10 protein-coding genes are annotated in these 16,195 nt (G+C 35.8%); 8 read left to right on the top strand and 2 right to left on the bottom strand.

What is annotated here, in order from left to right; translation table 11 throughout:
• Window positions 1-28: 28 nt before the first annotated feature.
• Window positions 29-1,201 carry a M28 family peptidase gene (locus tag WFZ85_RS08285; protein ID WP_342695822.1) on the bottom strand — a complete coding sequence of 391 codons (1,173 nt, stop codon included), beginning with the start codon at window positions 1,199-1,201 and terminating at the stop codon, window positions 29-31.
• Window positions 1,202-1,485: 284 nt separating this feature from the next.
• Here WFZ85_RS08285 and WFZ85_RS08280 point away from each other — a divergent pair, with 284 nt between their 5' ends.
• The 7 genes from WFZ85_RS08280 to WFZ85_RS08250 all read left to right on the top strand — a co-directional run bounded on the left by WFZ85_RS08280 (window position 1,486) and on the right by WFZ85_RS08250 (window position 11,541).
• The gene (locus WFZ85_RS08280) at window positions 1,486-2,079 is read left to right on the top strand and encodes a hypothetical protein (RefSeq protein ID WP_342695821.1); all 594 of its coding nucleotides are present in this window, start codon (window positions 1,486-1,488) and stop codon (window positions 2,077-2,079) included.
• A gap of 1,287 nt (window positions 2,080-3,366) precedes the next feature.
• Window positions 3,367-3,774: a hypothetical protein gene (locus tag WFZ85_RS08275; protein ID WP_342695820.1), complete on the top strand. Its 408-nt coding sequence runs from the start codon at window positions 3,367-3,369 to the stop codon at window positions 3,772-3,774.
• A gap of 32 nt (window positions 3,775-3,806) precedes the next feature.
• Window positions 3,807-4,265: a hypothetical protein gene (locus tag WFZ85_RS08270; protein ID WP_342695819.1), complete on the top strand. Its 459-nt coding sequence runs from the start codon at window positions 3,807-3,809 to the stop codon at window positions 4,263-4,265.
• Window positions 4,266-4,691: 426 nt separating this feature from the next.
• Window positions 4,692-6,938 (top strand): N-6 DNA methylase, encoded by a 2,247-nt coding sequence (locus tag WFZ85_RS08265; RefSeq protein WP_342695818.1) that lies wholly within the window; start codon window positions 4,692-4,694, stop codon window positions 6,936-6,938.
• 24 nt (window positions 6,939-6,962) lie between these two features.
• Window positions 6,963-7,484 carry a hypothetical protein gene (locus WFZ85_RS08260; protein ID WP_342695817.1) on the top strand — a complete coding sequence of 174 codons (522 nt, stop codon included), beginning with the start codon at window positions 6,963-6,965 and terminating at the stop codon, window positions 7,482-7,484.
• Window positions 7,485-7,494: 10 nt separating this feature from the next.
• Window positions 7,495-8,307 carry a hypothetical protein gene (locus WFZ85_RS08255; RefSeq protein WP_342695816.1) on the top strand — a complete coding sequence of 271 codons (813 nt, stop codon included), beginning with the start codon at window positions 7,495-7,497 and terminating at the stop codon, window positions 8,305-8,307.
• Between the two features lie 6 nt (window positions 8,308-8,313).
• Window positions 8,314-11,541, top strand: coding sequence for a type I restriction endonuclease subunit R (locus WFZ85_RS08250; protein WP_342695815.1), 3,228 nt, complete (start codon window positions 8,314-8,316; stop codon window positions 11,539-11,541).
• 272 nt (window positions 11,542-11,813) lie between these two features.
• Here the strand turns inward: WFZ85_RS08250 and WFZ85_RS08245 are convergent, their stop codons facing one another.
• Window positions 11,814-12,143, bottom strand: coding sequence for a hypothetical protein (locus WFZ85_RS08245; protein ID WP_342695814.1), 330 nt, complete (start codon window positions 12,141-12,143; stop codon window positions 11,814-11,816).
• A 240-nt stretch (window positions 12,144-12,383) separates the two neighbouring features.
• Between WFZ85_RS08245 and WFZ85_RS08240 the strand changes: the two genes are divergently transcribed.
• Entirely contained in the window at window positions 12,384-13,304 is a 921-nt protein-coding gene (locus tag WFZ85_RS08240) for a carboxypeptidase-like regulatory domain-containing protein (protein WP_342695813.1), read from the top strand.
• The last annotated feature ends 2,891 nt before the right edge of the window (window positions 13,305-16,195 follow it).

Raw genomic sequence — 16,195 nt, 5'->3', positions numbered from 1 at the left:
TAGCAAATGATTACAGCTGCTACACCAATTAGTCGATTAGTATCTTTTTAGTTATTCTATTATTTGCTGTCTCTAGTACAGCTAAATACATTCCTTTGGCAATGCCTTTCAATGCAATACTTTCGATTAATTGAACGTCTGTAAAGCTTTGATTTAAAACCACTTTACCTTGTAAATTTAGTAAAGAAAAGGTATAACTATCCGTAGCAAGATTTCCTAAACTGATAGACAGCGTCTCTTTGGCAGGAACGGGAAAAAAACTAATTTGATTGTCATCAAAAACTGTCGTATTCAAGCTAGTTGTTGCTTTCGCAAAATGAAGCATAGCACCCGTAGCCGCTTTAGCTATGTTATAAACATAGTCAGGATCCATATTGACTAATAAATCGGTGGATGTATGCCTATGAGGTGTTTCATTTTTTTCAAAAAATCCGGTGATGATTTCGTTGTTGTCTTCAAAGGGCATGTAATCTGAGGCATACGCATAGGAAAGAAACGTATTCAACGGAGAATACAGCTGTACACAGTTAATTAACTCATTGGTCACGGTGTTAGAGGCAGCATTGTTTGAAGTGGGACTTCCGGTATCTCTTTCGCAAGTGATGGTGTCATTGGTCATGTCGGCTCTTCCTCCTACTTCGTCGATGTTGAATACTAAACGGATGTCCATTTTGGGTGTAGTACCGTTGACTACTGTAGAAACAAAGTGTTGACTGCCTAATAATCCGTCTTCTTCACCGCTAAAGTTGATGAACTTTATGGAATATTCGGTGGGAATGTTTCTTAATAAACGCGCTACTTCAAAAATGGTTACTACACCACTACCGTTATCATTGGTTCCTTTACCATTGATGGTGTCATAGTGTCCACATATAATGATAAAGGTATTTGGGTATACTGTACCTGTTTTGGTTACTACTAAGTTTTTACATACCGTTCCTGCATTGGTAAAACTGTATTCCTGCATTTGGTTGGTAGTATATCCATAGCTGATGTATTCGGCTTTTAACCAATTTAGGGTGTTTTGCAGTGCAGTTGTTCCTCTTCGTTTTACGCCCAGGTTTTCAAACTCGGTTAAATTAGCTAGTACATTGGATGCGGAAACTTGTTCCACTACACTACCATAATAAGGAATGTAGGTTTGACTGAAGCCCATAGTAGTTAGCAATAAAAAAGAGGCTATGAACAGTAGGTTTTTCATTGGTGGTTGATATCGAGGTAGTACATTTATTTTTAACGAAAGCAAATGTATTAAAAATACTTTTTGGTTGTTGCATTTTATTTGGTAGAAATACCAGAACAAAAAACCTTGTAATAGCTTATGAATAAAAGGATTATATCTTCTTAATCAAACCTTAAGATAGCGTTCTCTGGTTTTGGCACACGAATTGGAATAAGTAAAATAACAACAAAAATAACGTTGTGTAGCAGCCTAATCCCATAGCAACGGGAGAAAAAAAACTAGTAACTTTAAACTGAAATACCATGAAAACAATTACCTTTTTAGTAGCAAGCGTTGTAATGACCAGTACCATGAGCAACGCATCAGAAAGCAGCGCAAGATACCGTTTTGATGAGCCCATCTCCTTTATAGAACGTGGTGTTGAATATTTTGTTTTCCCAAATGGTGAATTTGATTTTAATACCCATCCAGGCGATAGTCAAGGTAGCTATTATTTTAAAACTGCTGGAAGACGAGGAACGGCGGTAGCAACAGGAAGACCACTAAACTATGATATACTGATAGCACACGATAGTTTTGGCAGAGTGAGACGAATTGGTAACACTTTTATTAATTATGACGCTCGCGATAGAGTGAATAGAATTGGCACTGTTTTTATGCGCTATAACCGGTTTGCCCTAACTCAAATAGGTGGTATGCAACTTGTTTACAACCGACGAGGCGACATTATTGATACCATAGGCAGTGTGAACGGTTTTGGCAACCAAGGCTATGTTTATCAGGCTACTGCTTATGCTGGATATGACCACGGCGCCTTGTATCCCAACGATAACCACTATTATTATCGCGCTGATGGCACAAAAGCACGAATAGAAGATGCTCACAATAAAAAATAAAGTTTGAATTAAAGTTGATTAATTTGTTTGAAAGTCCTGCAAAGTTGAAAAACGATGCGGGATTTTTTTTTGGTAGTATCCCACAAACTAAGTCTATTAACAGTGCCATAGAGTTCCTTTTTCCGACGCTCGACTCCTTTTTCCGACGCTCAACTCTTTTTTCCGACGACCGACTCTTTTTTCCGACGCTCGACTCCTCCTTTCCGACGACCGACTCCTCGTTTCCGACGACCGACTCCTCCTTTCCGACGACCGACTCCTCCTTTCCGACGACCGACTCCTCGTTTCCGACGACCGACTCCTCCTTTCCGACAACCGACTCCTCGTTTCCGACGACTGACTCCTCCTTTCCGACGACTGACTCCTCGTTTCCGACAACCGACTCCTCCTTTCCGACAACCGACTCCTCGTTTCCGACGACCGAAGATAGCTTTCCGACGACTGACTCCTCCTTTCCGACGCTCAACCGTTTTATCCGACGCCCGACTCTTTTTTCCGACGCCCGACTCTTTTTTCCGACGCTCGACTCTTTTTTCCGACGCTCGACTCTTTTTTCCGACGCTCGACTCTTTTTTCCGACGCTCGACTCTTTTTTCCGACGCCCGACTCTTTTTTCCGACGCCCGACTCTTTTTTCCGACGCTCGACTCTTTTTTCCGACGCCCGACTCTTTTTTCCGACGCTCGACTCTTTTTTCCGACGACCAACCGTTTTTTCTCCCAAGACCACACAGCATTTTCTATAAACGCCATAATCCCGTCCTGTGTACTCTTACACCTTTCCCATAAACTGGAATAGTATTTTACGGAAAACCGTACTATCGGGTTAATAACTCAAAAAATCAGTAATCTCTTGATTTTATGCATAGTAAAGGTTTTGGCGATTTTCTCTACACCCGCTTACATTGCGTACCATGCTGGCTGCCGCTATAAATTAGCCCTTTATACAAAGGCACTTCGCTAAGGATAGCCACAACCAGTATCATTAGGAGTAAAAAAAATAGCCTCTTTACGGGAAACCGTAAAATGGGATAGTTTTTTTGTTTTAGGTTTGTAAAAAATAAAACGAAAGAAACACGATTAAAAGTGAAAGTCTATAAATGCCAAGGAATTAAAAGCAACAACAGCAGTAGTTCGCTTTGATTTGTAGGGTTTATTTTTTAGATTTGGAAAATAAAGCGAAATAAAATTTCGCCTATACACCCCAATAAGGGTAGATAAGCAAATGTTTATAGCGCCTATATACAAGTTAGCCGTAAGTTGCCGTTAGTGCTAAAAAAGAAATTATCATGGAAATAGAGCTTAAAGCATTCTTACCTATCAATAAAGAGTTACAAACTCATATTGGAAATATGACGATAAAAAAATTTGAAATAGTCAAATTTGAAAAAACAGAGAACTTTGATATTATTGACGATTTTAACAATAAAATATATCCTATCAAACGCTCTCAATTTGAAGTACATTTCTTAGATGAATTTGATGAAGAATATCATAGATTTAGCGCTTTTATAAAAATCAAGGATAGCATAAAAGTTTGTGTTAAACTGAATTGGTTTCAAAAAATTAAACTGAAATGGATACTTAAAAAATACAGAATACAAAATCCTGAAAACCAATGGAAATTTATTATTTACATTACTGCAACAACACTTACTATGATAGGATTAATATACACTTTGACGAAAAAACAATAACTAATTTAAAAAAAACTTAATCTATAAATATTATGAAAAAATATCTATTAATTTTTATCCTTATTCCATATTCATCATTTTCTCAAGAGTTAAATCTAAACTTTTTTGAAAAACTAAATGGCTTAACACTTTCCTCAGTTAATGAAATATTGGTTGATGGCTATGGTTTTTTACTAGTTAGTGAAAATAAATATCTACACCCAAAATCTACTGGTGAAAGAAATGCATTAATGATAACCATAAAGGAATTTGAATTCCAAAACAAAACGAGAAAAGGACGTGATATGGAAATAATTTGTTCCAATAATCTGGACATAAATATCTTCAAATCTGAATTATTAGAGCAAGGTTATGAATTTCAAGGGAACTCAAAAGATCCATCTGTAGATGTTAAGTATTATGAAAAAGGAGCAGAAAAAGATGTCGCAATTTTTACTTTAAAGAATGGAGATATTAAAAAATACCAAATAAATTTTATCACTAGATATTAAATTATTAAAGATGATAAAAAAACCGCCGGCTAACACTTGCTAAAACTTATGGCTAGTTTTGCGGTAAATTGTTCCTTTACTTTTCATAACTTCGCTTGGTCGGTTATGGAAAAAAAGATTTCCATAAGCCGCCACAAGCTCTAGCAAGGAAACGTTAGCACTCACCCTAAAAGACGACACGACCGACAATAAAAGAACATAAAAATGACAGACAAAATGCAAACGCTTCGTAAAATTAAAAGAGCTGCAAGCCGATACACAAGCCAACGCTTTTGCAGCACATTAAATTTTGCCCTACCGCACCCCAAAGCCCACCCGCCAAACGACTAGTGAACGGTTGACACTTTGACGGCAACTTTTGACAATAACAGATATTAAAAACTTAACTTTACGGACTTAAAAACGAATTGAATTTAAAATAATATAATGGCTAAAACAGCAAAGACAGAACAAGAAGAACCACTAGAGAAAAAACTCTGGAAAGCAGCCGATAAGCTCCGTAAAAATATGGATGCTGCCGAATACAAACACGTTGCTTTAGGTTTGATATTCCTGAAATATATATCAGACGCTTTTGAGGAGCAATATCAAAAATTGGTGGCTCAAAAAAGTGAAGGTGCAGACCCCGAAGACAAAAACGAGTATGTAGCAGAGAAAGTATTTTTTGTTCCTGCAATGGCTCGTTGGTCATACATACAAGGCAGAGCAACACAACCCACTATTGGCAAAGACATTGATGATGCAATGGATGCCATAGAAAAAGACAATCCATCTTTACGTGGCGTTTTACCAAAAGTATTTGCTCAAGAAAAATTGGACAAGACAAGCTTGGGCGGACTTGTAAACCTTGTAGGTTCTGCAACTATTGGAACAAAAGAAGCACAAAGTAAAGATATTTTAGGGCAAGTTTTTGAATACTTCTTGGGAGAATTTGCATTGGCAGAAGGCAAAAAGGGAGGACAGTTCTACACACCTCAAAGTGTTGTAAAATTATTGGTTGAAATGCTCGAACCTTATGAGGGACGAGTTTTTGACCCTTGTTGCGGTAGCGGTGGAATGTTTGTGCAAAGCGAAAAGTTTATCAATAGACATCAAGACTATTACAAGAAAAAGGGCAAAGCAGGTTTATCGTTAAACCCTACCGACCGTATTTCTATTTATGGACAAGAAAGCAACCAAACGACTTGGCGTTTGGCAAAAATGAATTTATCAATCAGAGGAATTGACAGCAGTAATGTAAAATGGAACAACGAAGGTTCATTTTTGAACGATGCTCACAAAGATTTAAAAGCAGACTACATTATTGCCAACCCACCGTTTAACGATAGCGACTGGAGTGGTGAATTATTAAGAACAGATGCGCGATGGACATTCGGAGTACCTACGGCAGGTAATGCAAATTTCGCTTGGATGCAACATTTTATTTATCACTTAGCACCAACAGGGAAAGCTGCTATAGTAATGCACGGTGGTGCAGCAAGCAATAAGGGACAAGTAGAAACTCTAATTAGAAAAAATATTGTTTCTGCTGGTTTAGTTGATTGTATTGTTGCTCTACCTACTCAATTATTTTCAAATACAACACTTCCAGTGCATATTTGGATATTAAATCGCACCCCAAAGGATGTCAGGCCAGAAATACTAATGATTGACGCTTACAATCTAGGCACAATGAAAGAAAGTACAATTCGTGAGCTTAGTTCTGATGATATTTCGAAAATAGCAGACACTTATCATACTTGGAAAAATAAAAGTATTGAATACATCGATGAAATTGGTTTTAGTAAAGCTGTTTCATTTAATGATATAGAAAACAAATCATTTATTATTTCTCCAAACAGATACATTGAAAGAATTAAAAAGGACAGAATTATGCCTTTTAAGAATGATGTAGAACCGTTTATTGAAATGTCAATTCAATACACTGAAAATATATTATCTGAAATCAATCAGAACAATTTATCTAATCAGCTATTCAAAGATAATTTTTATAAATCCTTCAATAAAAATTTTGATAAATCACTATGGGATAAAGTCGAAGTCTCCGAAGTTATTCAGTGTACTGTTAGTGGAAGTTGGGGCAATGAGGAGCATAAAAAGGATAATATTGCAGTTAAAGTAATTCGGGGAACAGATTTACCAAACATTCCTTTATTTAATCTAAAGAAAACACCAACAAGATATTTGAATGAAGGAAAAGTTGAAGAAATCAAATTGCAACAAAATGACATAATAATTGAATTATCAGGAGGTAGTAAAGACCAGCCAACTGGCAGATGTGCAATTGTAACAAAAGAATTAATGGATTATTTTAATATGCCAATCATTTGCTCAAACTTTTGTAAAATTATTAGGTTAGACGAAGAAAAAGTAAATCCTTTCTGGTTTTTCTTTTATTGGAACCAAAGCTATCAAGAGGGTTTAACTACACGATATGAAAATCAACCAAGCGGAATTAAAAACTTCCAACTAGATGAGTTTATAACAAGCGAACTCATACTATTACCTGCAAGACCTATACAAGACGAATATGCGGAAGAAATGAGAAAATTATTTGAAATAAAAAATAAATTAGCTTTCACTAATTATAACCTTACTAAAATATTGGATAAGACATTTGAAAACATTTATTACGACTTTAATGAGACGAATTTACTATCAAGTTTTTCTTAATATTTAAATTGCGTTTTTGAATTTATGAAATACCTATATCAACTATTCTTAGCTTTTAATTCAACTTGGTTGATAGTTGTGGTATTTCTTGTAAAGGAAAAATACAGTTTCAATTTCTTGAATGATTGTAGTATTTATTATTCTTGGATATTATTTGTGTTAGCCCCAATAATTTTAACTGCTTTAAGTTTCTTGGTTGCAATAAAATTGCCCAAGGATAGCTTAAAAAGTAGTTCTGTAAAAGAAATTGAATTAGCTAATAATAATTTCCTACCAACTTATTTAGGCTACTTTTTTGTTTCACTTGGAGTAAATGATGTTCCTACTTTAATAGTAGTATTTTTAATTGTATATGTTTTCACTTTCTTGTCTCAAACATTGTACTTCAATCCTATTTTTTTACTTTTTGGATATCATTTTTATTTCATAAAAACATCAGGTAATGTGAAAATATTTTTGATTACTAGAAAGCAACTAAAAACACCTGGAGAGATTGGATTTGAAAAACTAAGAAGGATTAACAATTACACATTCATTGATTTATAAAACTTTAAATATGGCAAATTATATATATGGTAAAGTGAAAAGAAAGCAGAATATTTTCAGAGTGATTGAGACTGAATCTGAAATTTATGAAACAGCAGATTTAGTATTAACAGGAGTTGATTATAATCCTGCAACTCTAATTGAAGATGAAGAGCTTTATCAGATAACCAATTTTTCAGGAACAGAATTTATACTTGATTTTCTTCAAGGTAATTTAGATTCTGTCAATTACAACCAAATCACCAATGAAGACTTAAAAAAGTTGTCCTTTATATGCACTGTACAAGGGAATCTTTATTTTTTTCAGGTTATAAACTCGAGTTTTTTCATTAGTAAAAAATGGTTTTCAATTGATGAGTTGACACTTGAAACCAATAGACCTATAATAACAATAAATCCATTTGCGGACGCAATCTACAATAAGGAAACTGACACGCTATATTTCAAAAAGTTAGCATCTGCCCAAAAAATATTTAAAGGAATGGATCAATTATATCGTGCTGCTACAGATGCTGAAACACAAAACTTCTTAGAAAATGATTTCCTCGAAGTTGATGAAAACTTTCAAACTGGGAATGTTACAATACCTAATAGGAAAAGAATTGCATTAGTAAACGAAACATTGAGTAATTTTTCAGATGATGAAAAACAAGCTATATATAATTACACAAATCAATACGGTCAAGTAACATATGAGAATGGCAAATTTAAAATAGAATCAGATAATGATTTGAAATTTGTATTGTGGGGCATAGAGCAACGCTTTTACACAACTCCAATTGGGGGAGATAAAAGAGTCGCAAATTCAATTATTAACATTTAAGAATTAATGAAGCCAATCACAGAAGATAAAATAGAAACTTTTGCTTTAGAAGTGCTACAATCTATGGGTTGGGAGTATGTTCACGGTTTAATGTTAGCTCCCGGTGCAGAGCAAGCCGAAAGAGAAAGTTTTGAACAAATTGTTTTGGTAGAGCGTTTACGCAAATCGGTTGCAGTGCTTAATCCAAACATTCTGCACGATGCACAAGAGCAAGCCATACAAAAAGTATTACGGATTTACTCTCCTGAATTGTTGCACAACAACGAAACCTTTCATCAACTATTAGTAGAAAAAGTAAAAATACCTTATCAGCAAGACGGCTTTGAACGCAGTTATGAAGTGGCTTTAATTGATTTTGAAAATCCGTTAAACAATGAATTTTTATGCGTTAATCAATACACCATAGTAGAAAAAAATCAAAACAAAAGACCCGATGTATTGCTGTTTGTAAACGGTTTGCCATTAGTTGTCATAGAACTAAAAAATGCAGCAGACGAAAACGCCACAATGCGAAAAGCGTTTGACCAGCTTCAAACATACAAATCAACTATTCCGAGTTTATTTACATACAACGCCATTTGTGTAATATCAGACGGAATGGAATGTAAAGCAGGTAGCGTTTCGGCAGGTTATAGCCGTTTTATGACTTGGAAAACAGCAGACGGCAAAAAAGAAGCGTCACGATTTATTCCGCAGTTGGAAATTCTATTAAAAGGAATGTTGAACCCTTCTACTCTTTTAGATTTGGTTCGCAATTTCATAGTATTTGACAAAAGCAAAAAAGAAGATGCAAAAACAGGTATTACACAAATTGAAACCGTTAAAAAGTTAGCGGCTTATCATCAATATTACGCAGTAAACAAAGCAGTCCAATCTTCTATAATTGCATCAGGAGTAAACGGAGACAAAAGAGGCGGTGTAGTTTGGCATACACAAGGTTCGGGCAAAAGTTTGAGTATGGTTTTTTATTCGGGCAAATTGATAACAGCACCCGAAATGCAAAACCCAACCATTTTAGTAATTACCGACCGTAATGACTTGGACGACCAATTGTTTGACACCTTTGCAAACTCCAAACAGCTATTAAGACAAGAACCTGTTCAAGCCAAAGACAGAGAACATTTAAAGGAATTGTTAAAGGTAGCAAGTGGTGGAATTGTGTTTGCCACCATTCAAAAGTTTTTGCCCGAAGACCAAAAATCGGTTTATGAACAACTTTCTGACCGCAGAAATATTGTAGTAATAGCAGATGAAGCCCACAGAACACAATACGGTTTTGAAGCATCCATAAAAGAAGTAAAAGACAAAGAAACCAAAGAAAAAATCGGAGAACGCATTGCGTATGGCTTCGCCAAATATATGCGTGATGCTTTGCCAAATGCTACTTATATAGGTTTTACAGGAACACCCATTGAAGGCACAGATGTAAATACTCCGCAAGTTTTCGGACAGTATGTTGATGTGTATGATATTTCACAAGCCGTTGCAGATGGAGCAACAGTTCGAATTTATTACGAAAGCCGTTTGGCAAAAGTAAATTTAGATGAAGAAGGCAAACGCCTGATTGAAGAATTTGATGCAGAGTTAGAACAAGACGAAGAAATTACAGACCAACAAAAGGCAAAAGCCAAATACACCAAATTGGAAGCGATTGTTGGAAATGAAGAACGAATCAAAAATTTAGCGAAAGACATTGTAAACCATTCTGAACAACGACAAAAAGTGTTTGACGGGAAAGGAATGATTGTAGCAATGAGCCGAAGAATTGCAGCCAATTTATACAAAGAAATTATTGCCCTTAGACCAGAATGGCACAATGACGATTTAAGCAAAGGAATTATTAAAGTTGTAATGACTTCAACAAGTGCTGACGGTCCTGAAATGCAACGCCACAACACCACCAAACAACAGCGTAAAAATTTAGCAGAACGAATGAAAGACCCTGCCGACCCTTTGCGTTTGGTAATTGTTCGTGATATGTGGCTAACTGGTTTTGATGCTCCTTGTTTGCACACACTCTACATTGACAAACCAATGAGAGGTCATAATTTAATGCAAGCCATAGCTAGAGTAAACCGAGTTTTCAAAGATAAACCAGGCGGTTTAATTGTGGACTATTTGGGAATTGCAACAGACTTGAAAAAAGCATTGTCTTTTTATTCTGATGCAGGCGGAAAAGGTGAACCAACTTTGGATTTAGAAAAAGCAATTGCATTGATGAACGAAAAATATGAAGTAGTTCAGCAGTTTTTTAATGAAGAAGCAAAAACACAAAATGATATAGTTGCTGAAGAACCTGAAGCCTATTATGCAAATAGTTTCAAGTTCAATTACAAACGTTTTTTCAAAGTAGAAGCAAAAGAAAAAATGTCAATCATACTGCAATCTGAAGAACACATTTTAGGTTTAGATGATGGCAAAACTCGTTTTATAAGAGAAGTAACTTTATTAAGTCAAGCCTTTGCTTTATCCATACCACATCAAAGAGCAATGGAAATCAAAGACGACATAGCATTTTTTCAAGCAGTAAAGGCAAGACTTGTAAAATTTGAAGGAACAGGAACGGGCAAATCAGACATTGAAATTGAAACAGCAATCAAACAAATAGTTGATGAAGCATTAAGTTCAGACAAAGTGATGGATATTTTTGAAGCTGCTGGTATGGCAAAACCAGACATTTCAATTTTATCAGACGAATTTCTGCTAGAAGTAAAAGGAATGAAGCATAAAAATTTAGCCTTAGAACTTTTAAAGAAATTACTGAATGACGAAATAAAAACCCGTTCCAAAACCAATTTAGTAAAGAGTAAAAAACTTTTAGAAATGTTGGAAAGTGCAATAAAACGCTACCAAAATAACTTACTGACAACGGCAGAAATTATTCAAGAACTCATCAACATTGCAAAAGAAATTAAAGAAGCCGACAAGGAAGGTGAACGACTTGGACTTACAAAAGACGAAGTTGCTTTTTACAATGCTTTAGAAGTAAACGACAGTGCAGTAATGGTTTTGGGTGACGACCAACTCAAGGAAATTGCAAGAGAAATTACAGACAAAGTAAGAGCCAACGCAACTATCGACTGGACAATTAGAGAAAGTGCAAGAGCAAGATTAATGGTAATTGTTAAGCGGACATTGACAAAGTGGGGTTATCCGCCAGACAAACAAGCCAAAGCAATTGAAACAGTTTTAAAACAAGCAGAACTAATGGCAGACTTCTTTACAAAGGACTAACCCGCTCGCGCGGATTTGCAATCCGTGCCCGCTCCCCAGCTCCACAAAGTCTACCAACTTCGCAGCAACAAAAAACAAATCCCAACCAAATCTATTCTCGTGGTACATCCCTACTTCGGTGAGACTTTTTTTTTATCTACTGTTTACTTAAGACACCTTTTTGCCCTCAAAACAAACACTAACTGTCCAAATCAAATCAATAAACCCAGCCATCATCAGTAACCAATTCCCACCCTCGCAGGGTTTGCAACCCTGCGAGGGTTAATAATTCACTATTCCCCTCGCTGCCCCACCAGAAATCCCGTCAGGGATAAAATATCGGTAGAGATGTATTTTAATGCATCCACCACAAGAAATCCCATCAGGGATGATATATCGGTAAGGATGTATTGTAATGCATCCACCACAAGAAATCCCGTCAGGGATAAAATATCGGTAGAGATGTATTTTAATGCATCCACCACCAGAAATCCCGTCAGGGATAAAATATCGGTAGAGATGTATTGTAATGCATCCACCACCAGAAATCCCGTCAGGGATAACATATCGGTAAGGATGTATTGTAATGCATCCACCACCAAACTCCAAACTCCAAACTCCAAACTCTAAACCATACCTTATATCCTACATAACACATAAATTAATGTATTTAATCGTTAATATATGATTTTAATCGATTTCATTAACATTCCGTTTGTAAGATATTTACATCTTAAAACCGAAAAAACGTGCAGTTCATCGATTTTTTATCCAACTTTAAAAAAAATTACCAAACATTTGTAACGCACTAACAAACAACCAAGTGCACAAAAAAATAGTAATAACCAAAAAATCTAAAAATTATGAATGCTAAACAACTGGACGAATTGTCCATGCAAAAAGTAGTAGAAAAGCTTTGGACTAATACTACTCCATCAATCCTGGCACTATTCCCAGAAATTGAAACAATTAAAGGTCAGTACAAAACAAACATCGATTTACTCGATAACTTTTACAACGGCCAAAACACAAACAGAACGGGAACCGCTTTATCAAAAGAAGAGATCCGAACAGTAATGTCTCAACAAGCTTATACCATTGCTGCTAAAACATGCGCTTATGCAATAGCCATTGACGACGAAGAACTACAAATGAAAGTAACTTACACCTATTCCTCTTTTGTTGAGCTACGTCAAGCAGTAGTGGCAAATACCTGCCAAGAAATCTTCGATATCGCCAGAGACCTAGTAACTGAATTAACACCCTACGGCGTTAGCGAAGCAAGTCTTAACGAGTTGAGAGAAAGCATCAGACAATTCCGTGCCATCCAGCCAAAAACAAGAGAAGGAATTGTTGATAAAAAATTATTTACCTCTCAAATAGCAGACCTTTTTGAGGAAAACAGAAAATTACTTTTCCGTATGGACCAACTAGTAGAAATGGTACGCTTCGAGCAGCCACTATTCTACGAGCAGTTTAACAGCTCACGCAAAATAATTGAAACTGGCAATCGCAAACTATCGCTTCGTGGTAACATCACCGACGAACTAGGACAACCGATAAAAGATGTAAAAATAACAGTAGAAACAAAAAAACCAGTATCCGCCACCTCAACAGACAAAGGAAACTACCAATTCAAAGGCATCCCAGGCGGTGTGTGGGCAGTAACCTATAGCAAATTAGGTTACAAAGACCAAAAAGAATTCTTAGCCTTTACCCCAAACCAGCGCGTAGATTTCAGCCCTGTACTACAACAAGAAGTACAAAAACAAGCGGTAAGCTAAATGAAAAAAATAGCAAACCCTTAAAATCCTGTTCAACCTACTGAACAGGATTTTTTTTTACCATTACCATTCAAAACACTGCACTCAATAGTACAACGTAAAATTGATAGCAGTAAAGACAAATATCCCGAATTCGTCACTTCGAGTGATTTTTAGAACTGCAAACGCTAGTTTGTGGTTCTAAAAATTGTATCGAGAAGCTATTTTTAAAATAAATCTCCTTCTAAGGGTTCTCGATATTATTTTCTATTTCAAAAACTAGCGTTTTCAAAATAGAAAATCACTCGAACTGACGGGTGTAGTGAACTGGCGAGTGTAGTGAACTGATGGCTGTGGTTAAAGGAAAATCATGCTCTTAACGTCACTTCGAGTGGTTTTTAGAACTGCAAACGCTAGTTTGTAGTTTTAAAAATTGTATCGAGAAGCTTCCTAAAAACAACGGTTCTCGATATTATTTTCTATTTCAAAAACTAGCGTTTTCAAAATAGAAAATCACTCGAACTGACGGGTGTAGTGAACTGGCGAGTGTAGTGAACTGATGGGTGTGGTAAAAGGAAAATCATGCTCTTAACGTCACTTCGAGTGATTTTTAGAACTACAAACGCTAGTTTGTGGTTCTAAAAATTGTATCGAGAAGCTATTTTTAAAATAAATCTCCTTCTAAGGGTTCTCGATATTATTTTCTATTTCAAAAACTAGCGTTTTCAAAATAGAAAATCACTCGAACTGACGATAGCGGAAATGACAGACATGCTGATTACGTCACTTCGAGTGGTTTTACGCAATGTAATGGAGTAAAATTGTATCGAGAAGCTTCCTAAAAACAACGGTTCTCGATATTATTTTCTATTTCAAAAACTAGCGTTTTCAAAATAGAAAATCACTCGAACTGACGGGTGTAGTGAACTGGCGAGTGTAGTGAACTGATGGCTGTGGTTAAAGGAAAATCATGCTCTTAACGTCACTTCGAGTGGTTTTTAGAACTGCAAACGCTAGTTTGTAGTTTTAAAAATTGTATCGAGAAGCTATTTTTAAAATAAATCTCCTTCTAAGGGTTCTCGATATTATTTTCTATTTCAAAAACTAGCGTTTTCAAAATAGAAAATCACTCGAACTGACGATAGCGGAAATGACAGACATGCTGATTACGTCACTTCGAGTGGTTTTACGCAATGTAATGGAGTAAAATTGTATCGAGAAGCTTCCTAAAAACAACGGTTCTCGATATTATTTTCTATTTCAAAAACTAGCGTTTTCAAAATAGAAAATCACTCGAACTGACGATAGCGGAAATGACAGACATACTGATTACGTCACTTCGAGTGGTTTTACGCAATGTAATGGAGTAAAATTGTATCGAGAAGCTTCCTAAAAACAACGGTTCTCGATATTATTTTCTATTTCAAAAACTAGCGTTTTCAAAATAGAAAATCACTCGAACTGACGGGTGTAGTGAACTGGCGAGTGTAGTGAACTGATGGGTGTGGTAAAAGGAAAATCATGCTCTTAACGTCACTTCGAGTGGTTTTTAGAACTACAAACGCTAGTTTGTGGTTTTAAAAATTGTATCGAGAAGCTATTTTTAAAATAAATCTCCTTCTAAGGGTTCTCGATATTATTTTCTATTTCAAAAACTAGCGTTTTCAAAATAGAAAATCACTCGAACTGACGATAGCGGAAATGACAGACATGCTGATTACGTCACTTCGAGTGGTTTTACGCAATGTAATGGAGTAAAATTGTATCGAGAAGCTTCCTAAAAACAACGGTTCTCGATATTATTTTCTATTTCAAAAACTGGCGTTTTCAAAATAGAAAATCACTCGAACTGACGGGTGTCGTGAACTGGCGAGTGTAGTGAACTGATGGCTGTGGTTAAAGGAAAATCATGCTCTTAACGTCACTTCGAGTGGTTTTTAGAACTACAAACGCTAGTTTGTGGTTTTAAAAATTGTATCGAGAAGCTATTTTTAAAATAAATCTCCTTCTAAGGGTTCTCGATATTATTTTCTATTTCAAAAACTAGCGTTTTCAAAATAGAAAATCACTCGAACTGACGGGTGTAGTGAACTGGCGAGTGTAGTGAACTGATGGGTGTGGTAAAAGGAAAATCATGCTCTTAACGTCACTTCGAGTGATTTTTAGAACTACAAACGCTAGTTTGTGGTTCTAAAAATTGTATCGAGAAGCTATTTTTAAAATAAATCTCCTTCTAAGGGTTCTCGATATTATTTTCTATTTCAAAAACTAGCGTTTTCAAAATAGAAAATCACTCGAACTGACGGGTGTAGTGAACTGGCGAGTGTAGTGAACTGATGGGTGTGGTAAAAGGAAAATCATGCTCTTAACGTCACTTCGAGTGGTTTTTAGAACTACAAACGCTAGTTTGTGGTTTTAAAAATTGTATCGAGAAGCTATTTTTAAAATAAATCTCCTTCTAAGGGTTCTCGATATTATTTTCTATTTCAAAAACTAGCGTTTTCAAAATAGAAAATCACTCGAACTGACGGGTGTAGTGAACTGGCGAGTGTAGTGAACTGATGGGTGTGGTAAAAGGAAAATCATGCTCTTAACGTCACTTCGAGTGGTTTTTAGAACTACAAACGCTAGTTTGTGGTTCTAAAAATTGTATCGAGAAGCTTCCTAAAAACAACGATTCTCGATATTATTTTCTATTTCAAAAACTAGCGTTTTCAAAATAGAAAATCACTCGAACTGACGGGTGTCGTGAACTGGCGAGTGTAGTGAACTGATGGCTGTGGTTAAAGGAAAATCATGCTCTTAACGTCACTTCGAGTGGTTTTTAGAACTACAAACGCTAGTTTGTGGTTCTAAAAATTGTATCGAGAAGCTATTTTTAAAATAAATCTCCTTCTAAGGGTTCTCGATAC

The sequence above is a fragment of the Flavobacterium aureirubrum genome (assembly GCF_038739835.1).
In the GTDB taxonomy this organism is placed as follows: Bacteria; Bacteroidota; Bacteroidia; order Flavobacteriales; family Flavobacteriaceae; genus Flavobacterium; species Flavobacterium aureirubrum.
The sequence above is the reverse complement of the archived record's forward strand: the minus strand, read 5'-3'. Positions and strand labels throughout refer to the sequence as shown.

What these genes read in the sequence shown, in the direction of transcription:
- WFZ85_RS08255 (WP_342695816.1), top strand. Translation starts at nt 7,495, where the DNA reads ATGGCAAATTATATATATGGTAAAGTGAAAAGAAAGCAGAATATTTTC.
- WFZ85_RS08270 (WP_342695819.1), top strand. Translation starts at nt 3,807, where the DNA reads ATGAAAAAATATCTATTAATTTTTATCCTTATTCCATATTCATCATTT.
- WFZ85_RS08265 (WP_342695818.1), top strand. Translation starts at nt 4,692, where the DNA reads ATGGCTAAAACAGCAAAGACAGAACAAGAAGAACCACTAGAGAAAAAA.
- WFZ85_RS08260 (WP_342695817.1), top strand. Translation starts at nt 6,963, where the DNA reads ATGAAATACCTATATCAACTATTCTTAGCTTTTAATTCAACTTGGTTG.
- WFZ85_RS08280 (WP_342695821.1), top strand. Translation starts at nt 1,486, where the DNA reads ATGAAAACAATTACCTTTTTAGTAGCAAGCGTTGTAATGACCAGTACC.
- WFZ85_RS08250 (WP_342695815.1), top strand. Translation starts at nt 8,314, where the DNA reads ATGAAGCCAATCACAGAAGATAAAATAGAAACTTTTGCTTTAGAAGTG.
- WFZ85_RS08240 (WP_342695813.1), top strand. Translation starts at nt 12,384, where the DNA reads ATGAATGCTAAACAACTGGACGAATTGTCCATGCAAAAAGTAGTAGAA.
- WFZ85_RS08275 (WP_342695820.1), top strand. Translation starts at nt 3,367, where the DNA reads ATGGAAATAGAGCTTAAAGCATTCTTACCTATCAATAAAGAGTTACAA.
- WFZ85_RS08285 (WP_342695822.1), bottom strand. Translation starts at nt 1,201, where the DNA reads ATGAAAAACCTACTGTTCATAGCCTCTTTTTTATTGCTAACTACTATG.